The following is a 20,407-nucleotide window of genomic DNA, read 5'->3' as shown; positions in this document are numbered from 1 at the left end:
ATCGAGCTGCGCAAATACGGCAGCGTGCCGCACAGCGGCTTCGGGCTGGGCGTCGAGCGCACGGTGGCTTGGATCTGCGGCATCGAACACGTGCGCGAGGCCTCACCATTCCCGCGCTTGCTCAATCGCCTCTACCCCTAGCTGCGGCCATTGGGCGCAATCGTTTTAGCGCGCAAGCTCCCGAACGTAACACCACACCATAGGGCTTCAGGTGATGCGGAAGCGACACGGCAGCGGCGGATACGCCGACGGTGCCGGCAGTACCTGGCGCGTTACCTTCTACTGCTCCAATAGTCTGACCATTCATTTCGAGCGTTGCCTGTGATTGCGCTACATAATCCTCAGTTCGTCGTCTCTGGCAACGAGCAATCCTACAAGCTGCGCGCCTCCAGATGTCCTATTTGTGTCCTATTTTTAGTGCAACCCTGCGGAGATGCATGAGACCAGCACACCGCCGAGCTTGCCAGAGCAGCTGCTGTTGGTGGTGCTGGAAGCATTGCGGCTATGGTTCGACTAGCCCGTTCGCCCGGAGACGGTGCACTGGTGCACCATGGAGAAAGAGCATGGTCGCCTTGTGCAGGATCAGGTGCGGGCGACGACCGTGCTCGACGCCTATCTGCAAACGTTAGGCTGGCCAAAGGTCGGACAATGTCTGTGCATTCAACAGCGGAGCCTGCGGATGGCCAGCAGGGTCGAGACTGGTCACACGCACTACGCTATCACCAACCTGACCGCGAAGGAAGCACCGGCGAGGCGGGTGTTTGAGTGGTGGCGCGGTGACGGGCAGATTGAGAACCACGGGCACTGGGTGCGGGATGTGGAGTTTGGCGAAGACCGCTGTTCGGCGCGCCGCCGACAGGCGTCACGTGCGTGAGTGGCCTTGCGCGATAGGGCGATCGGCTGCTGCGCTTCCGGGGTGCCCGTTCGATCACTCAAGCGCGCGCTGCGCTCGCGTTTAGCCCTGAGCATGCTGCTTCGATCATTGGTACTCCGCTAGTATTCCGCTAGATTGAGCCAGTCCTGGGCGTTATCCAGACCTGTGGACAAGCCCCATCCACAACAACCTAATTCGCGCTTCGTGGACGGTTGCGCTCTATTAAGCCTAGATTTAGTAGGCCAGCGCGCGTCACACGCCACCGATAAGCGGCTAACGGCCTCGCTGAGGCCGCCGGCGAGCTGCGTCGGCGTGTGCTGGACGAGATCCGCAGCGGCCACAGCAGGAAGCCGAGCCCCTGCTAGCGACAATGGATAGGATTTACGATCTGCTGGTGACGATGGACTTCCCCGACACGCTGCGCCGCAACACCGACATGGTGCGCGGCGTCCCTAGAACGCACGCGATAGACGTTACATCGCGCGCGTCAAGATAGGACGCGCGCGATGCCTTTTCCGCGCCGGCGCGTGCAGAGGAAATCGCATTTCCAGGCGTGAGCAGGCGATGGCAGCGGCGCCGCCTGATCAGAACATGATCAAAACATGATCAAAACAGTCTTGATTTATGGTGAAGGATGACTAGATTGATTTGCGCGAATCGAAGTTATCTGAGTAAAGCAAATTCCACTTTATGTTCACTAGAGGGAGGGCAAAATGACCAAGCAACACGCCTCAAAGTGGGGTTCACTGACAGCGGCGATCATGCTGGCACTGATGGCATTACCGGCCGCGACGCCGGAGAAGGTGGCCAAGGCCGCACCAGTGCCGCCGACAGGGACATGGCCTTTCTACCGTTACGACCTGCAGCGCACCAACCGTGTGCCGCCATCCGCAGGGCAGGCCAACATCACCCAGCCGGCGGTCAAGTGGACGTATCCCGTCGGTGGGGCACCCAGTGCGACGGTCGCCGACATCACCGGCCTGAACGGCGTGCCAGACGGGCAGCCAGAAATTGTCACTTGGGGCGGCGGGCGTGTGCGCGCCTACAACCCGCGTAACGGGGAGTTAATTTGGATCAGTGAGCTCATCGCTGACCTAGACATGTATGCCTATCAGAGCGGCGTCGTGCATATTAGCAATGTGGATCTCAGCGCGAATGGCAGCGTGGAGATACTCGTTGCCGTGACGTCTGGGTCAAAATGGTTCCTGTATACATTAGCCGGTGCAAACGGTCAGCAACTCTCTGTCATCAGTCAGAACACGCCAGAGAGCAGGCCTCCTCGGATCGCCGATATCAACGGTGACGGACGCATCGAGGTCGCCGAGCAGGGGAGTCGCTCTCAAAAAGTGGTTTACACGTTTGCATCTGGCGCTACGATGCCAACACTCATTGCGGTAGTCACTGCCGATCTATCAATGGCAAGCGTTGGAGACGTTAACAATGACGCTATCCGCGAACTGCTTTATACAGGACAAGGAGGCAACATCCAGATAGTCAATTCGAGCACCTGGGCAGTTGTAACAGCGGTGGTGACGAGTGTTTCAGGGGTTGAGAACTATCATGGAACGATAAGCGATGTGTTGTTCGGGCCGAGTTATCCTGGCCCGGAAATCATCCTCAGCAGATACTCGCTATCCTCGCCCTACGCTGCGTTCGCAATCAGTCGAATCGGTGCAGCGCCAAGCTATCCGATCACGACGTTGTGGGTGAATACGACTACACAGACTTCACAGCAAGTAGTGGGCATAGCCGACTTGAACGGCGGAGATCGCGAAGTGGTACTCTCCCGACAGATCGCTGGGCAGTGGCAAACGGTGATTCATGATCCGCTAAATGGGACAACGATTGCCTCGGTCAACAACCAGTATTGGTGTGGCGCGGCCAACCTAGATGCCGACGCGTTTGACGAGCTTGTCCTATGCGAGCCGACCGGCAGCAATCTGATCGTGCGAGTCTACGATGGAATTCCCCCGACCTTGAAGTGGCAGCGCACGGTTAGGCGCCTGGTCACTTTCGGTGGCGACTGGCTCAGGGAGCCTCTAGTAGCGGTATTAGGCAACGCCGACTTCGACAGCGACGGCGTGCGTGACATAGTAGCGATCGAGAGCAACAACGCGGCGGTTGTAGCATATCGCGGCAGCGATGGGGAAGAGATTCGTCGCTTTAACTTCCCCAACGATGTGCCACACGACGTGCGATTCATTGGCGGAGTGGGTAACCCTAACACGCCGGAGCTGCTTCTGGCCGGTGCGGACGGCTTCCTGCGCTATCTCGACAGAACCTTCCAGTTTCAGCGGGCGATGTATGCTGGCACAGCAACGGTGCAACCCTACGTGGTGAACACCAACAATGACGCGCGCAACGAAGTGATTATTGTGACGCCGTTCGGTCTGCAGAACCTTGACCCCTACAATGCTACACAGCAGACCCCGCCGCAGAGGAACTGGACGTATCGACTAGAAAGCCTTGCTTTGCTTGAAGATCGCAATCTCAACCGTTGGCATCCTGTAGATATTGATCAAGATGGTTTGTGGGAATACCCACTGTTCGAGCGCACGGTGCCGACCGGGTATGTCGTGCGTTTACTGCGTAAAAACCCCCTGAGCGGTGCAGAAAGCGTTCTGGCTAGTTATCCGGTTCCAACCGGTACGCTCACCCCTCATCTGCTAGGCGTTGGCGAGTTCGACTCCAATCCCGCACAGAGCGAACTGCTAATGTCGGAGGGATGGATCGGCGAATTCCCAGTTCATGGCATTCGGCTGTCCGGCAGCGCATTGCTGCAAATATGGAATCCGTATGCTCTTGGCTCGCCTCGGACTAATACATCGGCGCCCGTAGCAGTCGGCGGAGACATCAACATGGATGGGCGCGATGATTTCTTGCTCCAGACAGACCTTATCCAGTTGCGTTCGGGTGGTGACGGCGCCTTGCTCATGTCGAGGAGCAGTTGGGCCAGCCGGCAACAGCCGATGTTGGCACAATTGGACGCAGATAGTCCGCTGGAGGCGATATCGGTTGGGCAGAGCCGTCTAACCGTAATTGATTTCACGGCAGCTTTCAATGTGACTTTCTCACGCACCGTACCTTTTGTTGATGACCGAGCAAGGTCAGTGGCCGATGTAAACACCGCGGAGCCGGGGCTGGAGATCGTGTTCAATTGGTTGGATGGCAGTCTAGCAACGGCTTCCGGCGTGACCGGGAACGACATCTATACGCGCGGGCTGGGGATGGCGTTCAACACCGGCACATGCGAGACGTTCATCAATCAGCCGGTGGCCTATCTCGGCGGTCAGGTGGACGCTGTTGAAACGATGTGTCCAGGCGCGGCGCGGCTATGGACGATCAACGATATCGCAGTAGCCAACGTGGACAACGACGCCGGCGATGAGATCCTGGCCGCCTCGGAAAATGGTTACCTCTATGTGCTGAACGCCGAGAACGGCAGCCTGGTCTGGGCATATAACTTCTACTATCCGGTGCGCTATATTGCCGTTGCTAACATTGACAACGACCTGCAACTGGAGGTGCTGGCCAGCGTCGCTGACGGCTTCTTATATGCGCTGGAGCAACAAACCTTCGCTCGGCCGTCATTGGTCTGGGACGGCGAGAGCGCAGTGATCAACGACGACATTGATGTGCAACTGGAGCGCGCCTGCTACCGCGGGCACTGGACGGTGACGCAGGACGCGCTTCAGGGCTGGCCTAATGGCTTCCGCGTGGCGTTGCGCGACGAGGGCGGCGCACTGATGACGCAGGGCTACGTGAACGTACCCCGCGAGACTACCACAGTGCAGGGGGTAGTGTTGTGCGCCGGGGGCAGCAACCCACAGTTGGTCAGCCCACTGGTGCCAGGGCGGCGCTACTTCCTAGAGGTAATTGCGTATCAAGGCGGACGGGCTTCCGCGCCGACCTTCAGCGACATGGTGCTGGTGGCAGCGACGGGTGACTTTGGGCAGAGCGCTAAGAGCGTGACGCCGGCGACGGCAGGGCCGGGCAACGTAGTGACGTGGACGGTAGTGGTGCGCAACAATGGTGTGGCAGCGGCGGGTGCGCAGATGTTCGACCCGATCCCGCTCAACACCAGCTACGTGACTGGCTCGGCGACGGCGACGAGCGGCGCCGTGAGCTACCAGGCGGCAAACAACCGGATTACGTGGGACGCGGGCGGCATGATGCCACCGGGTCAGGCGGTGACGATCACCTTCCAGACGCAAGTGACGACGATGTTCAGCAGCGGGCTGATCCGCAACCGAGCAGAGGTGATCAACCAGAGCACGGGCGTGCGCACGCTCGTAGAGGCGAACGCGTCTGTAGGAGCGTCGAACCTGAGCAGCGCGGAGAAGACGGTGGATCGCGCCGAAGCGCAATTGGGGGACGTGCTGACCTACACAATCCGGGTGACGAACACGGGCACGGCGGCGGCTAGCGGGACGCTGATAGACGATCCGCTGCCAAGCCCGGTGACTTTCCAAGGCAACCTGACCGCGACCGGCGGGAGCGGCAGCGCCATCTACAGCGCGCTACAGAACCGGGTGCGCTGGACGGGGACGCTAAACCCCGGGCAGTCGCTAGAGGTGAGCTTCCGCGTGCGGGTGAACGTAGCGAACGCCGTGGTGGATAACTGCGCGACGATGCGCGACGCGCTGAATGGGACTTTCCGTCGCTGCGCGCGGACGATAGTGGGGTCAGGCGGGCCGGCGCTGGCCGGGTCATACAAGACATCAGATCGGCTGAGCTACGCAACGAGCGACCAGATCACCTACACAATCGCAGTGATCAACGACGGGACGACGACCTCGACCATTCAGTTGCGCGATCCGCTGCCTGCGGGGTTAAGCAATGTGCAAGCGGGCGCGACAGCAGGGACGGTGAATGTGGCAGGCAGCATGGTGCAATGGGACGGCAGCCTGCTGCCTGGCGGCCAGGCACTGATTACGATTCGGGCGAACTTGAACTTGCTAGACGGAGTGTTGAAGAACACAGCGGTGATGACGGACGTGACGAGCGGACGGGTGTACACGCTGACGCGCGAGGTGCTGGTTGGCACTGCGCCGTCGCTGAACGGGGAGAAGTTCTCTGAGCCGCTGAGCGCGAGAGTAGGGGAGGAGATCACCTACACTATCCGGCTAGAGAACACGGGGAACGCGGTGGCGGCGAGCGCAGTAGTGACCGATCCACTGCCTTCTGGGACGAGCTATGTGGCCGGGTCGGCGCAGTCCAACCGGGGAGTAGTGACCTATAACGCAGCGCAGCAACGGCTGGAATGGAGTGGGCCAGTGTGGATCACAGCGCCGACGTTCATTACGTGGCGGGTGAAGGTAGAGGCAGGCGCGCCAGCAGGGTCGCTGATCCTGAACGAGGCGCGCTCGTTCGACGGGGTGAGCGACCTGGACACGTTCGTGGCGACGACAGCAGTGGATGTGCCGGCGGGCAAGGCGCTGATCCGGACGTTTGTGTATAGCGGCACGGGGGCGACGGCGATGGTAGGCGTGCAGGTGAGCGCGGCCGGGCTGGTGACGGTGACGCGGAACACGGACACAAGCGGGTATGCGGGTCTGCTGGTGGATGCTGGGATGACGCCGACGAACTACGCGGTGTTCCAAGTTGTGCCGCCTGGCTACGTCAACCTGACGCCGAATCCCGTAGGCGTACCCGGGGTGGTCGAAGGTGGGGTATACAACGTGGTGTTCCGCAACGCGCTTGGCGCGCCAGTGGGCTTCGGCTGGGTGAAGGGTGTGGTGTTCAACGATGCGAACGGCGACGGGCAGCGCAACATCTTCAGCGAAGTAGGGCTGGGCGGATGGACAGTAACGGCGAGTGACGGGCAGACGATGCAGACGCTGGCGGATGGGAGCTACTTCTTCCTGCTGGCAGCCGGTGGGCGCGTGATCACGCAGACTAATCAGACAGGATGGGTTGCGACGACGCCAGCGCTGGTGCCGGTGGTAGTAGCGTCACAGGGGGTGCATGAGGTAAACTTCGGGGTATGGCAGTGCCCGCCTGGGTCGCCGGTGTGCGTAGATCCGCCAGAGGGGTATGCGTGGTTGTTCGGCTATGTGTATCGCGACGCGGACGCGACGTTGAACGCGCCGGATGGGCTGATCGGCCCCGGGGATGATCCGCTAGCGCTGGTGGACGTCTGGACGACGATCGGGACGTTCAGTGCGAGCGACGCGACGGACGCGAGCGGGTTCTACTATGTGCAGGTGCCTGCGGGCAACGGGGTGGTGAGCTACACATTGCCGAGCGGATATGTCGCGCTGACGCCGGCGGCGGTGCCGCTAAGCGCACCAGACACTGGTCGGCTGAGGGTGGACTTCGGGATGATCAACGCGACGCAGTGTGCGGCAGGGACGGGCATAGTGAACGGGTTCGTGTATTCAGACACAATACCGGTTGGGCAGTTCTTGCTGGGAGTGGACGGACCAACACTGACGGAGGCGCCGGTGACGTTCGGGGTGCAGACGCAGCGGACGAACTGGATGTATGCATTCGCGTGTGTGCCGAGCGGTAGCGGGACGGTGAGCGCGGGCAACCCAGCTGGCTACACGAACACCACGCCGAACAGTGTGGGCGTGACTGTGCCGAGCCAGGGAGCAGCGAGCGCGCACTTCGGGAAGGCTTTTCAGAATATCCCGGTCGGGCCGCGCTACGCCTACGTGCCAATCGTGCGGCGGGAACCGTAGCATCACTCCTGCTTCTCTTCAAAGAGAGAAATAGATGGGTCAGTGAAACTTGTGAAGGCCTGGGTTAGCCCAGGCCTTCAAGTTGCGCTGGCGTGGTGGGTGGTAGCGCGTCAATCCAATGCGCCACTTCGTCGGCGCGGTAGTGCGCGCGGGCACGCAATTCTTTCAGGCTAGATTCGGCTAGATCGCACGCGCCGATCGTGTCGCCGTGTGCAGCGCGCACACGCGCCAGGCCGAATCGCCCAAGCGCGGCCACGTCGGCGTAGCCCCGCTGGTCGGCAAGCTCCAGGCCGCGCGTGAACGCATCTTCGGCGTCTGTTAGCGCATTCTGCGCTAGATGATATTCGCCCAAGGCGACGTGCGCGCTGGCAGAGAACCAGGCGAACCCATGCTGCTCAGCCAGCCCTAACGCTTCGCTCAGGTGCTGGCGCGCCGATTCAAAGCGCTGGCGTTGTGTCTCCAGCAATCCCAGAGCGTATTCCAGCAGCACGATATTGGGCAAGCTGTTGAGCTGGCGGGCGAGCGGAAGTGCGTCGCGGTAGTAGCGCTCAGCAGTCTCATCGTCGCCGCCCTCGGCGGCGATGATCCCCAGCGCTGTCGAGGCGTACAGTACGCGATCGCGGAAGTCAATGCGACGAGCCAAGTCGAGGCCAGCTTGCAAGTATCGGACAGCTTCGGCGCGGCGGCCACGCTGCCAGCACAAAGCACCCATGTAGATTAGGACGATAGTTTCCGTCACAGGGCGTTGGAGATCGCGAGCCAGGCTGAGCGTCTGCTGGATGGCGGCCTCGGCTTCATCGTAGCAGGCCAGGTGGCCAAGGGCGCTGACTCGAGTGGCCAGCGCGGCGAGGCGTTGGTCGGGAGAACGATTGATCTCGTCCAGGGCGAGTGCCTGATCGCAGGCATCCAGTGCTTGCCGGGCGTCGCCGGCCTGTAGGTGCGCATGAGCCAGGGCAAGCAGTGCCGTCGGCAGCAGATGGGTGGCTCGTTCGCGGATGTCGGCCACAACCTGATCGAGGTGGCGGATGGCAGCGCGCAGCTCGCCGTGCCACAGGAGTACGCGTCCGCGCAGGATGCCAAGGTGGTGGCGCTGTGCGGAGTCATCATTCGGCAGGCCTGCCTCGGCGATCTCTAACAGTCGCTCGGCGAGGGGGCGCAGCCCGCGCCGGTCGAGGCAGTCGAACAGGAGGATTGCGAAGTGAGCGGCGGCCTGAGGCGCGCGTGCCTCGATGGCGGCTTGAACAGCGGTCAAGGCAACGTTCCACTCGGCTGGCGGAAGCGGGCATAATTCAGGCGAGCGGAGTCGCTGCACCGCATGCTCAAGGAAGGCTTTGCGGGCAGCGTCACGGATCACCTCTGTTCGAGGAGATGTAGCGGCCACATGCCAGTCCACGATGACCGGATGGATGCTGTAGGCAGTGCCGCGGCACTCGATCAAGCTGGCGTCTACTAGTCGGTCCAGAACCTTTAGCTCTGCCTGATCGCCGACAGTGGCGCGCAATACCGCCAGCGCCGCTTCTTCGTCGAAGGTTACCGGCTTGGGCAGAAATATGCACAAGCTGGCCAGACCGCGCCGTTCTCGGGCGCTCAGCAGCGAGACGCTCAGCGCAATGGTCTCGCCTAGCGAGCGCGCACCGGGCGCAAGCCCGCTGGGTTCGCTCAGCGCGGGTTGTAGGCTCAGTCGTGCGCGGCGCTCGCGCAACCGCGCGAACGCCGCTTGAATGCGCCGTGGCTGGCCGGCGTGGGATTCGCGACGCAGGTAGTGGCCTATCAAGGACAGCGCCAGCGGCAAACCGCCGCACGCCTGCGCGATTTCCTCCATCGCCTCGCGCCAGTCTGCTTCCAAGCCAGGGGCTAGGGCGTTCAGCACCTGCAGGCTTTCCTCTAGCGTCAACTCCTCGACGCGCAGAGTGGCATGCGCGTCGGCAAAGACTAGCGCAACCTCGGCATTCGATGTCGCAAGGACATAGGCGCAGTGCTCGTTGCCGATGAGCAACGGCGCGATGTGCTCGCATTGCCATACATCGTTGAAGGCGAATAACATGTGCCGCGCATCCAGCAAGTGGCGCAGCGTCTGCGCGCGCTGCGCTGTGTTTAGCCGGCCCAGGTCATGCTGGCTTAGGCCGAGCGCTAGCCCCCAGTCACCGAGGATGGTGGCTAGATCGGGCTGCGCTCCCAGATAAGCCCACAGCACGCCGTCGGCGAACTGCGCCTGCGCGAACGGCGAGCGCACTACACGGGCCAGCGCTGTGCTCTTGCCGCTGCCTGGCAAGCCATACAGAGCCAGCCGCCGGCAACCAGATGCCAGCAGCGACTCGGCCTGTTCCAGCAGCCTCTGCCGACCAATGAACGGCCCGCTTACCACTGGCGCGGTGTTGATGGGCCAGTTCGCCTGACCAGAATTCGACGTCGTCGAGGCCGCCACGCTTGTGATCGCACGCGCCTCGGCCTCCTGCAACTGCGTTCCTAGTGCGTCGAGTGCTTGTTGCAACGCGCGGCGGCAGCTGACTGGCTGCACGGACAGTTCACGAGCGATTTCGGCCAGTGGCTTGCCCTCCAGGTAGTGCTCGGTCAGCGTCAGATACGCACGCCATCTGCGGTCAAGTGGACTGGGGACTGTGCTGGCCGGCCGTAGACGCTCGATGAAATCACGCACGACAGCGCGCACGGCTGTGGCAGTCTCCTCGTGATGCGCTGTGAGCCGCTGTGTCACCAATCGCCCCCGCGCTAGGGGATGCGCGCACAGCCTCGCCGGATCGTGCCAGGCGCGCAGTAAGCGACGTAGTGACTGGCGCCCATACAAATCTTCTAATGACTGCGCCGCCTTTTTACCTAATGCACTCAGCCGGCGATGTTTGCCCATGTTCGGCTCACAAACCAAACTTAGGTAGGCCGATGATGATCAGAACTTGATCAAATTCTACTTGAAAGAAGCAGCCCTGTTCGCTAAGCTCTAGCTACACGCAGGGGAAACGCATCACTCATTCTAAGGTCGCGCCCGCTTGGAGCACTTTGAGCAGGTAATCGTTGTCCCACCCCGCACGCTGCCGCTTCCCCGCTAAGCTGTCTTTGGTCGTCTTCTCCAGCTCGAGCAAGTTCAACGCAAAACGTCTCACCACGGCGAAGTTCGTCGCCTCAAAGCCCACCTGCGCTCGACTCAGATCTTCCTGAAAGATCACATCCAGCGTCCAGTGCAGATTGTTCTCGAGACTCCAATATCGTCGCACCGCTTGGGTACAGCGCTTCACATCCCCCTTCAGGCTGGTAATGAAGAACGCTTGACTCCGTTCCACCCGATCGCCCATCTACCGCGTGCGATCCACGATCCCCATCGTTCCAAGTTGCCACCAGGCTCCCTTGTGGTTGAAATACGCCACATATTCCGGATCGCTCACCAGCACGTAGCGCCGCGTCTGGATCCGGCCTTGTGCCTTGCTACGGTCTGCCCAGCGCTCATGCTTGACCGCTCGATAACCGATCAGCGCTTCATGCGCTATCATCGCGATCACTTCATCGTATAGATGTCCCTGATTGTCATTCAGCGCGAACACATAATCACCGCCATGTTCCACGACGATCCGCGCATGCTACGTCTGGTAATAAGCTGTATTTGCAGTCACCATGCAACCCTTCAGCACCAACTGTTGTAAGATCTCCGGTACTGTAGCAATTTCATTGCTCCCCTCGGCACTTACCGCTTAGCCAGCACCAGCCAGGCACTGCTGGTTCAGGCGCAGACTATCTTGATAGCTGCCCGCCTACTCTATCGGTTGTAGCTGCGTCGGATGGTCTTGTCATCTAAGGTGATCACTTCTCGGGTTTCAGTCATAAGATCGCCTGCATCCAACAGATAAAGCAGGGCTGAAAGGTCGTCTGGCACAACAAGAAGATGAACATGCGCCGAAAGGTGTCATGCGAAAGGATGCCTCAAGAAAGATCGAGGACCGTGGCCAGCTAGTCGCGTTTGAGCCTGCAATGGCGCTCGATGGCCACCCATTCATTTGCACCAGCGATTATGGCAATAATGGCCATGATGATGACGGTCTTCAGCGGATATAGCTTGCCGTGATCTCGGCGAGGGAGTGTCAGCTCGTCTAGGTAGCTTTTCAAGCTTGTGCGGATGAGAGTTATACCCAAATAATCATCGCATTCTTAAACCTGCATTATGTCATGCGTTTCCCTGCAAAATATTACCTCTGCTCTCGACAAGACAGATAAAACTTGCTACAATAAGTACTATGAGAGATAAAAATCACTTCCATGTGGTCAGACTGATATCAAAGATTAGTGAAATTTGGCCGCCAAGAATTGAAATCATAGAGCATTCGGAAGAACAAAGATCCAAAGATCTTCCGCCAACTATACAATCAAAACCGAGTAATAAAAAATCATCTGGGAGAAGATCAGGATCTACCTACATCTTAGAGCCAGTGCTTATCCTAGTATATATCTTAATGCTAGCATTGAATATCCAGAATTTTATGTGGTGCTATTCTCTATTTGTAGGTGGAATTACGGATACATTGAATAAAATGTATTTAAATTCAGACGAATATGCTGAAATAAAGTACAACGCGACGATAACTTACGATATATTTAAGAATAATAGGATGGAGTTTGGGAAGCAAGGCCTTGGCCAATTATGGCCTGAGATCGGTGATCCATCACCGACTCTATCCCATGGTAAAATAGATAATTATGATTTCACAGTTCTTACCACAAGGTTAAAACTACATGTTGGCCCATTTGGGCGAGAAACTTCGCTAAATTATCTAAAATATAATGAAGTTTTCACGGGTGAGGAGTAACGTATTTATGCCTGGAATTATTACGATAAAAGAGGACATACCTCTCGTCACAGATACACTTGACATGATTCGTGCAATGATTTCGAATACAAGTTCAACCACGCTTCAGTTTGTACCAATTAATTTGGCAATGATTAAAGATGAGCCGATGATTAATATATTATTTTTAGACCCTGAAAATGAAAAACATATCGATGGGTGTGATGTTAAAATAAATTACAGACAAGTTATTGACGCAATTTTTGAAAAGGTCTTCGAGGATGCTATTACACAACCTGAGGATGAATCAGAGTGGTCCAATCTAGCCGAAAAAATAAGTTTCTGTGTCAAAGAAGGCCTTTTGCCAGATATGATACGTAAGGCTTACTATATTCCTCCTATGCAGCATCTCCTTACTCCAAGTGGAATCCCTATCGCCTTTATGATCGAGAATATAAAATAGATTTTTTATAATCATCGTTGAAAAAGTGTTAATTTAACATGCACCCTCAGGTGCAGACTCAGCAAAACTTGGCAATTCACATGGTGAAATATTGACCGGGATACCATTTTCGCCCATACGAATAACCTCGAAGTGAAGATGAGGCCCTGTAGAATTACCCGTATTCCCGGATAAACCGATAGTATCATTTTCTCCGATCACTTGGCCTGGTTGAACGTGTACACTTGAAAGATGTGCATAAAGCGTAAGCACGCGATCATTCCCCGAACCATGCGAGAGCACAACGTAATGGCCATATCCCCCTTCCATGTATCCAACTGCGACAACTTGCGATAAACCCCCTGCAAAAGGCCTAAGCGGTGTGCCTGAATACATAGATATGTCAATTCCATTGTGGAAATCTGTATCAGTTCTCCGGTCACCATATTTACTCGTGATCCTAACGTAAGCTTGGTTGATGGGAAAACGCACTAATCCTCCTTGTACAGCTGCATTTGGATCGATAGGACTTTCGAACCAGCGTTTTCTGTTTGGCAATGGTCGTGCACCTGGAATTGGCCGATAACCTACATTGCCGTTCGGCAAGAAATATAACATATTTTCGTCTGCAAGAGGGTCATAATTGTCATCATTTCCGCCAGCCGTCACAGCCGGATGTCGCCCATCCAACACCCACTGTTTCATAGCATCACCCACCTCGTGATATGTTACACCAAAGAAAGGAGCAGCTTTATTCATAATTGGCGGAGTACGCATACCGAGAAAGTAAACACTAGACGAAACTACACTGCTACCCAGTATCAAAATGGCGTATGTAAAAATAGTTGCTAAACAAATCCAGGGAATTACCAAAAAAACTACCCATCTCATGCCAACATTATAACACATCATTGCTTTATTTCATCATTATATATAAATCATGACATTGTTTTACCAATCAATATGTCTGGTTATTTTACACATGATTAAATGTTTTTATATGCATACATTTGATTAAATATTTTTATATACATACATTATATTTATAAGTATATCTAATCGAGGTGTTTATATAATATTTAAAGAAATCGCATAAATATTGGAAAAATTACTACCGTACTAGAGCTATTTCTTTACTTCTTTATACGTAAATGATTTTATGAGAATAATACATGTGCAAAAAATATCTATATAATTATTTTCAATAGATTATGTTTAAGATGTTTTACATGAATTACACTGAGATAGTTTAATAAATGTTATGTCCTATTTAACCAACTTGTTTTAATATATTTGGTGCTATAATATTATGCATTCATAAGAGGGATCGATATGTCAAGTATAATTCTCGAAAGAATTATCGCAACGAATTACAAATCCTTTAGGACGTTAGATCTGCCAATAAAACAAGTGAATGTGCTAATTGGAGCCAACGGTGCCGGAAAATCTAATATTCAAAGGCTTTTCGGTATGATTAAAAGTATAGTCAATCAGGAATTTCAAGCATATATAGATAAATCAAATGGCTCAGGCGCGATACTGCACTACGGTCATATGAAAAGTGATCTAATAAATATTACAATATGGTTTAAGCATGATAACAATTTATCCTCTGCTTATCATTGCAAGTTAGTTCCAGCCGAAAAGAGCATGAAATTGGTTAATGAAACGATCTATGTTCGCGATAGCAGCAAATTTTCTGACCCAATCGTTTATTGTGAACATGATAATATCACGACGGAAAGTCATCTACCGCACTGGGCAAACATTTCTGATATACCTCGTCAAATTCTTGACGCTATACGTAGTTGGCATATTTATAATTTTAACGACAGTAGTGCATTAGCGCGCGCAAAACAGCCTTGCAACCTTGATGATAATCTCTGTTTGGCGCCTGACGCGAGCAATTTACCCGCTTATCTCGACATGCTAAGAAATAAATATCCGAAGAACTACGACAGCATTGTTCAAACTATACGGATGGTGAATCCATCCTTCAGTGATTTTTTCCTGCGAAGACATCCATTCATCTTTAACCATGTTGAATTGATGTGGAAGGAAAATAATACAGATTTCATCTTCAACGCAAATATGCTTTCTGATAACATGCTCCGATTTATTTTCTTGACTACATTGTTTTTGCAACCACGTGAAATGTTACCTTCTTTAATTGTCCTAGATAACGCTGACCTAGGATTACATCCATATGCTATTGTTTTGCTGGCTGAGATGATTCATAGCGTAACTGTAACTGACCGCACGAAAGTTGTTTTATCTACTCAATCAGCTACGCTTATTGATCAGTTTGAACATGAGGATATTTTACTCGTAGAACTTGACCATGGTATATCCATGATCCGTCGCATAGATCAAAATAAAATTGTGCCATGGCTTGCAGAATATAGCTTAGGTGAGTTATGGCAGAAGAACGTTTTAGAGGCATTGGCGATTTGATAGGTTATATACAAACATCGTCTGAATAGTTAGTGTTTGTATACTGTCGTTAAAAAATCACTACACTATTTTGTAATTCAGGGGCTTCTTTTCACTACTATTGACTAGTATGATGTATCCCTTCTCTTATTCCTAACCTGCACAGAACTAAATTATAGATCAAACTGCAGGCGTATTCTGTTGAAATGACTAGTCATTTAGTCAGATGGAGAAATATTCTAACTACTTAAGCCATTATCATATCTACTTATGCAATGTGCAGGATTTTTTCATGAGGGGTAATTCTTTATATAGCACTTGACTAAACAAGATGCATGCAAATATGCAAAAAAAGACGAATTTAATATAAGGCTTGTAGGCATTAATACGCCTACATTTATATTTATTTATTGTTATTATATAAGCTGATATATTCAAACAGTTGATGTTTTTTGAATTAAGCCATGATCATCGTAGGTGTGTTTCTTTAAAGTATGAAATACTGACGAGATAAGGAATAAAAAAGGCATAATTCCTCTCTTTATTTATTGGCTGCTAATTCATTTTGTATTGCCTGTAATGTTAGACCACGAAGATCTTGTCTTTGCAAAGCTGCTATTGAGTTAGGCGTAAGACCATCCGAGTAATTTAAATTAAAGACGATGGCTATAGCAACAAGACCTGATCGTTTAATTATCCGCATCCATTTAATCATATTTTCAGCTTGTTGTTCTTCTGTATGTGATGCTGCCCATGCAAAGTTCTTAGGGGTTTGGCCATTTATTGGCAAAGAAAATGAAAATTCTGTTATACATAAAGGGCGTCTGAGTCGGCTATCTTGTTTATAAAATATATTCTCGGCAAATCTGGATATAACCTGATCTGCATAGCCTATGCCATCTGGTCCATTAGCGTGATACCCTACACAATCAAACCATAGAAATCCTCCCTCGTGAGAAATATTTTTTAAATACTCTACATCACTTATATAACTTGGATATGAACTTTGATCAAGTGGTGCCATACCACCTGATATAACTATAATGTTCGGATCAGAACGACGGATAATCGTATAAGAGATGCGCAGTAAGTCCAGATACTGGTAAGGATTTACGCCCTCCTCCCATTCGGCGTCTAAGTTAGGTTCATTCCAGATTTCAACTGCATTGATCTTGCCTTTATAACGCTTAAGCAGGGCGGATAAAAATTGTTGCCATGCGCCTAGATCTCTTGGCGGACCAAGTACTGTATTGGCATAAGAAGGCCTTAGATATTTTGGGCTTGTTGTTATCGAAAACATTAGTTTCATACCATACGCTGATGTTGCTTCGGCTACATCGTCTAAACATTGCCAGCGTACTCTTCTAATATTTCCGTCAAGATATTCAATGTCGCCCCATCTAACTTGTTGTTTTATCCATATCAATCCTACTTTCTTAGCTGTCTCAACGGCAGGCCAAACAGGATTGTGACATCCATCGATCTGAATGCCGAATTCAGTGATTTGCGGAAAGCTTGGCCATGTGTGTGTAATACCATATTCGTGCATAACGGTTAGATCATCCATCAACTGTTCATATTTAATCTCGAAATATGATCCGGGGATAAAGTCATCTGGAGGTATGATTTCATCAGGGGAAGACGTAGGTGGAGGCTCTTCCGGTAAACCTGGCAGGAGCATCGAATAAGGTATTTCTGTTTGATCTTGGGCTTCAGACGTTATGCCATGTATTTCCTTATTTGTGCTTGGTGTATTTGTCGAGTCAATCTTTATAGTTGGTTGTACAGCTGTGATTTTATCTTCATTTATCATTGATGAATTCGCATCTATTGTTGACAGTTTGTCGTTACGATTATCTCTTATCATTAAATACAAGAAAAGAATGATTGATAATACAACTGCAAGGAGGAAAATGATTTTTTTGGTTTTTAGTTTGCGCATATCTTATGCTAGAGGCCTCATTTTGAGAGCTAAACTGGACTATTCGGATAATGATCTGATGGACGAGTTGTATAAAGTTTATGCCTTGACTGTGGATAAGGCTTGTATACAAGCCTTCTAATATTGCCTGCATGAAGGAGGAACTTGCCCGGTTCGAGAGTTGGTAAGACTGCTTTCTCAGCAGCGCTTAATTTCCCGATCTGCCCGATTTGCTCGACACTAATTGGAGTTTGCTTAAAATACAGCCGCGTGTCGGCAATTGAAACGATAGTTGAAGCGTGCCGATTAGCAGCGAAATCAACTACGTTCTGGGTAGCTAGCCACAATGAGGCATTTTTTTTGCGGAAGCGACGAGCGCGTTCAGCTAAAGCTGCGGCCGTAGAATCAGAATCGAGCAAGAACCATGCCTCGTCTACAATTTCTAGTTTAGGAATTTCTGTGTTATTTAAAACCTGAACTAAAGTCCAACTCAGAATTTGCTGCATTCTGGCCCTCAAGTCACCGCGCTTGAGATTTTTAAGTCCGAAAACTACAAGAGAATAAGTTTCCACATCGATATTTGAGTCGCAGTCATAGCTTTTATTAGTATCGCCATAAGTATAAGCATATAAAATGCTTTGGAGATGACGTGCTGCTTTTTCCACGGCAGGATTCTTGGTACGATGGACTTTAGCAACAGTCTCCAGCGCATCATAAAAATCTGATAGTTTAGGAGGCGCTTTTCTCAACGTCTCAGGTTTATCATGATATATTCCCTTGCTATTAAAAGCCAAGAAATAAGCTTTATGAAACGCCTCTCGTTGGAATGCGTCTAATGGAATACCTTGTATAGATTCAACCCAGGTTAGAAAATCTTTCATCGCGCCGTGTAGACCTTCGGGATCGTTATAAGCCGGCTCCATCACATTAATCTTATACTGACTATTGCTCGCCATATCGAGATATGCACCACCAAGGTCATCACATAATTTTCGATATTCGTCCTCGATATCTATAACAAAAACCTTCATTTTTCTAAGAATAGCCTGTTCGATGAGGTCTTTGAGAAATAAAGATTTGCCTGATCCGGGTATGCCAATGATAATCGAATTAGGATTGTCTAAAGCCATCGGGTTAACAAATATAGCTGCTTTATTAGCCACATCAACACCGTAGAAAAATCCTTTCTTTACCACGTTCTCTTCGGAGATCATAGGGAACATGGATACCGCAGTATCGGCATCGATATTTCTTCTATGGGTGGCCATCAGATTTACGCCCAATGGCAATATGCTGGTGAAGGCTTTATCCTGCTCAAATTGAGCCACATAAAAAGAGTTGATTCCTGCATACTGAAGCAGTTGTTTGATCATAGTGCTATATTTTTCAAGCATCTCCACTGTAGGAGCAGCTATACCAATGACTGCAGTCAACATAAAAATAGGTTCGCCATGTAAAACAACCTTTATTCGCGCATCAGTAATGCGATTAAGTCTAAGAGCATCGGCTTCGTTTGGATCTCTCTTTTGAATGGCCAACAGGTTACGTTGTGTGCGAAGCGCGGTCGCTTCCCGGGCTAGCGCTTGAGAAGCTATATCAGGACTGATAACGGTATGATGGAGTGCGATATAGATATTTCCGCTGAACTGGAGTATGCGATGCCACAAGTCACGAGAGACGACTGGTGGCCATTCTGCTACATAAAAAAGGCGATAGTATGCACCACCGATATTAATCTTATCATCTTCAATGTAGACAAAAGGCGGCGCAATTTTATCGCTCAACTCATCATCACCTATCTTAAACGGTGGAGATTCCTCTTTTATTTTTATGTCTTCAGGTATCTTAACATCTTGTCCTCTGCGCTTCAAAATTTGCTGGATTGTGTTAATCATGGCTTTATTCTAGCATAGTAGTATCTGTAGAGTAAAGCATTTTAACATTTGCGCTTATGCCTTCATCGACATAGTACATGTATTAGTAGTAGTAGTAGCGCCTGTGGACCAATTGTTTGTGGATATTCTCCGACTTATATGTGGATATCTTCGCATATTTTGTGGATAAGGCCGCATTTCTTGTGGATAATGGCCAAAATAATTCCACCGAGAGGTTTTTTCTCACATAATATCCGCGTTTTTTTGTGGATAAATCGCTTTGAGTTGTGGATAAACTGTGAATAGGTTGTGGGTTAATTTTCAACAAGCTCGACGTTTTACTTTGAATAGTATCCTAGTATAACCATTAAACCTTCATTTGATAGTACAATACGAGACCTTTTTTATTAATATATTCCGCGGTTGAGTTTAAAAAGATGCCTGTCATATTTATTTAAGCACATCAATGATCATTTTATTTAAAATATCTTGGCCAATAATACTAATTGTCACTATCTAATTTCTTTTCAATTAGCTCTGCAGCGGACATGAGGTGCTCTACCGCTGCCGCATGTAGAGGGTCTTGCGTTATTGATGAGATGTAAATCACCAGCTCAATCAGCTCGTATAAATGATTGAAAAGAGCGCGTAGCGGTATTGTGTAGTGTTTCTCCTGATTCATTCTTCGGGAGTAAATAAAATTAGATACATGAAGTGTCCCAAGATACATAAGCAAATCGGTTTTCAAACAAGTCAAGAATCACAGCAGCAGCCAGCGCTACCTGTGCAAGGCCTGCAATCGTCATTTCACCCCTCAGCCCAACCCAATCGGCTACCCACCTAGAATCCCGCGCCAAGCTGTCGAGATGTATCTAGATGGCCACAGCTTCAGATGCATCGGGCGCAATCTGCATATCAAGTGCGCAATTGGTAGCCAACTGGGTCAAGTGCGCCGGTGAACGTGCCTTGGCTGCACCATCCCACAGTCCCAAAACGACGACGATACTGTCGTCTAGCTCGATGAGCTGTTCAAATTCGTTGAGAGTAAAAATGCTTCTGTCTGATCAAGAATGTCAAGTGCAGAACACACTGCATGATGATCTGGTAGATACTCTATTTAGCGATGAGGCTGTGGTGCAGGCGATGGTAGATACAGAGCTACAGGCATTTTAGTACTGCACCGACGGCTTCATTGAGTATGCTGCTTTAGATTAACAACGGGGAGGCATCTTTCACTACGCTGAGCAAGTCGCAGACCTACTCGGTTGAAACAAGTTCTGCGGACTTTTTGTGAATATCATTTGTTTAAGCCGAAGGTTGCATTGATTTTTGCAGTGCGTTAAGGATCGTTCGCAATCGGTTATATCCTTTGTTCAATATTGCAATCAGC

General features: G+C 51.4%; 16 protein-coding genes. 7 read left to right on the top strand and 9 right to left on the bottom strand.

The genetic code is table 11. The annotated features are described in order from the left end of the window. The first annotated feature begins 6 nt into the window (after positions 1-6). Together NZM04_02655 and NZM04_02650 are read left to right on the top strand one after the other, a co-directional pair. Complete coding sequence (locus NZM04_02655) at positions 7-141, top strand: hypothetical protein (GenBank protein ID MCS7062943.1); 135 nt, start codon at positions 7-9, stop codon at positions 139-141. Positions 142-504: 363 nt separating this feature from the next. Next, entirely contained in the window at positions 505-765 is a 261-nt protein-coding gene (locus NZM04_02650) for a hypothetical protein (GenBank protein MCS7062942.1), read from the top strand. Positions 766-993: 228 nt separating this feature from the next. Here the strand turns inward: NZM04_02650 and NZM04_02645 are convergent, their stop codons facing one another. Next, positions 994-1,245: a hypothetical protein gene (locus tag NZM04_02645; GenBank protein MCS7062941.1), complete on the bottom strand. Its 252-nt coding sequence runs from the start codon at positions 1,243-1,245 to the stop codon at positions 994-996. A 342-nt stretch (positions 1,246-1,587) separates the two neighbouring features. On the opposite strand from NZM04_02645, the gene NZM04_02640 reads away from it, so the two are divergent. Beyond that, positions 1,588-7,560 (top strand): hypothetical protein, encoded by a 5,973-nt coding sequence (locus NZM04_02640; GenBank protein MCS7062940.1) that lies wholly within the window; start codon positions 1,588-1,590, stop codon positions 7,558-7,560. Between the two features lie 64 nt (positions 7,561-7,624). Here NZM04_02640 and NZM04_02635 read toward each other — a convergent pair whose 3' ends face one another. From NZM04_02635 to NZM04_02620, 4 genes are all read right to left on the bottom strand, one after another. Then, entirely contained in the window at positions 7,625-10,228 is a 2,604-nt protein-coding gene (locus NZM04_02635) for an NB-ARC domain-containing protein (GenBank protein ID MCS7062939.1), read from the bottom strand. A 313-nt stretch (positions 10,229-10,541) separates the two neighbouring features. After that, positions 10,542-10,853 carry an ISAs1 family transposase gene (locus NZM04_02630; protein ID MCS7062938.1) on the bottom strand — a complete coding sequence of 104 codons (312 nt, stop codon included), beginning with the start codon at positions 10,851-10,853 and terminating at the stop codon, positions 10,542-10,544. Positions 10,854-10,865: 12 nt separating this feature from the next. After that, entirely contained in the window at positions 10,866-11,132 is a 267-nt protein-coding gene (locus tag NZM04_02625) for a hypothetical protein (GenBank protein ID MCS7062937.1), read from the bottom strand. 382 nt (positions 11,133-11,514) lie between these two features. Further along, on the bottom strand, positions 11,515-11,670 hold the full coding sequence (locus NZM04_02620) for a transposase family protein (GenBank protein MCS7062936.1): 156 nt from the start codon (positions 11,668-11,670) through the stop codon (positions 11,515-11,517). Between the two features lie 128 nt (positions 11,671-11,798). On the opposite strand from NZM04_02620, the gene NZM04_02615 reads away from it, so the two are divergent. After that, positions 11,799-12,368 (top strand): hypothetical protein, encoded by a 570-nt coding sequence (locus NZM04_02615; GenBank protein ID MCS7062935.1) that lies wholly within the window; start codon positions 11,799-11,801, stop codon positions 12,366-12,368. A gap of 7 nt (positions 12,369-12,375) precedes the next feature. Further along, positions 12,376-12,810 carry a hypothetical protein gene (locus NZM04_02610; GenBank protein MCS7062934.1) on the top strand — a complete coding sequence of 145 codons (435 nt, stop codon included), beginning with the start codon at positions 12,376-12,378 and terminating at the stop codon, positions 12,808-12,810. A 33-nt stretch (positions 12,811-12,843) separates the two neighbouring features. On the opposite strand, the gene NZM04_02605 is transcribed toward NZM04_02610, so the two are convergent. Beyond that, complete coding sequence (locus NZM04_02605) at positions 12,844-13,680, bottom strand: M23 family metallopeptidase (protein MCS7062933.1); 837 nt, start codon at positions 13,678-13,680, stop codon at positions 12,844-12,846. Between the two features lie 441 nt (positions 13,681-14,121). Here NZM04_02605 and NZM04_02600 point away from each other — a divergent pair, with 441 nt between their 5' ends. Further along, on the top strand, positions 14,122-15,243 hold the full coding sequence (locus NZM04_02600) for an AAA family ATPase (protein ID MCS7062932.1): 1,122 nt from the start codon (positions 14,122-14,124) through the stop codon (positions 15,241-15,243). Positions 15,244-15,763: 520 nt separating this feature from the next. On the opposite strand, the gene NZM04_02595 is transcribed toward NZM04_02600, so the two are convergent. The 3 genes from NZM04_02595 to NZM04_02585 form a co-directional block, all read right to left on the bottom strand. Then, entirely contained in the window at positions 15,764-17,164 is a 1,401-nt protein-coding gene (locus NZM04_02595) for a hypothetical protein (protein MCS7062931.1), read from the bottom strand. Positions 17,165-17,193: 29 nt separating this feature from the next. Then, a complete protein-coding gene (locus tag NZM04_02590; GenBank protein ID MCS7062930.1) occupies positions 17,194-19,038 on the bottom strand; it encodes a DUF87 domain-containing protein in 1,845 nt (614 codons plus the stop codon). A gap of 680 nt (positions 19,039-19,718) precedes the next feature. Further along, the gene (locus NZM04_02585; protein ID MCS7062929.1) at positions 19,719-19,874 is read right to left on the bottom strand and encodes a hypothetical protein; all 156 of its coding nucleotides are present in this window, start codon (positions 19,872-19,874) and stop codon (positions 19,719-19,721) included. A gap of 19 nt (positions 19,875-19,893) precedes the next feature. Here NZM04_02585 and NZM04_02580 point away from each other — a divergent pair, with 19 nt between their 5' ends. Then, entirely contained in the window at positions 19,894-20,190 is a 297-nt protein-coding gene (locus tag NZM04_02580) for a hypothetical protein (GenBank protein MCS7062928.1), read from the top strand. Positions 20,191-20,407: the final 217 nt, after the last annotated feature.

This window comes from Candidatus Methylacidiphilales bacterium (assembly GCA_025056655.1).
In the GTDB taxonomy this organism is placed as follows: Bacteria; Verrucomicrobiota; Verrucomicrobiia; order Methylacidiphilales; family JANWVL01; genus JANWVL01.
The sequence above is the reverse complement of the archived record's forward strand: the minus strand, read 5'-3'. Positions and strand labels throughout refer to the sequence as shown.

What these genes read in the sequence shown, in the direction of transcription:
- NZM04_02650 (MCS7062942.1), top strand. Translation starts at nt 505, where the DNA reads ATGGTTCGACTAGCCCGTTCGCCCGGAGACGGTGCACTGGTGCACCAT.
- NZM04_02640 (MCS7062940.1), top strand. Translation starts at nt 1,588, where the DNA reads ATGACCAAGCAACACGCCTCAAAGTGGGGTTCACTGACAGCGGCGATC.
- NZM04_02615 (MCS7062935.1), top strand. Translation starts at nt 11,799, where the DNA reads ATGAGAGATAAAAATCACTTCCATGTGGTCAGACTGATATCAAAGATT.
- NZM04_02610 (MCS7062934.1), top strand. Translation starts at nt 12,376, where the DNA reads ATGCCTGGAATTATTACGATAAAAGAGGACATACCTCTCGTCACAGAT.
- NZM04_02605 (MCS7062933.1), bottom strand. Translation starts at nt 13,680, where the DNA reads ATGAGATGGGTAGTTTTTTTGGTAATTCCCTGGATTTGTTTAGCAACT.
- NZM04_02600 (MCS7062932.1), top strand. Translation starts at nt 14,122, where the DNA reads ATGTCAAGTATAATTCTCGAAAGAATTATCGCAACGAATTACAAATCC.
- NZM04_02595 (MCS7062931.1), bottom strand. Translation starts at nt 17,164, where the DNA reads ATGCGCAAACTAAAAACCAAAAAAATCATTTTCCTCCTTGCAGTTGTA.
- NZM04_02590 (MCS7062930.1), bottom strand. Translation starts at nt 19,038, where the DNA reads ATGATTAACACAATCCAGCAAATTTTGAAGCGCAGAGGACAAGATGTT.
- NZM04_02580 (MCS7062928.1), top strand. Translation starts at nt 19,894, where the DNA reads ATGGCCACAGCTTCAGATGCATCGGGCGCAATCTGCATATCAAGTGCG.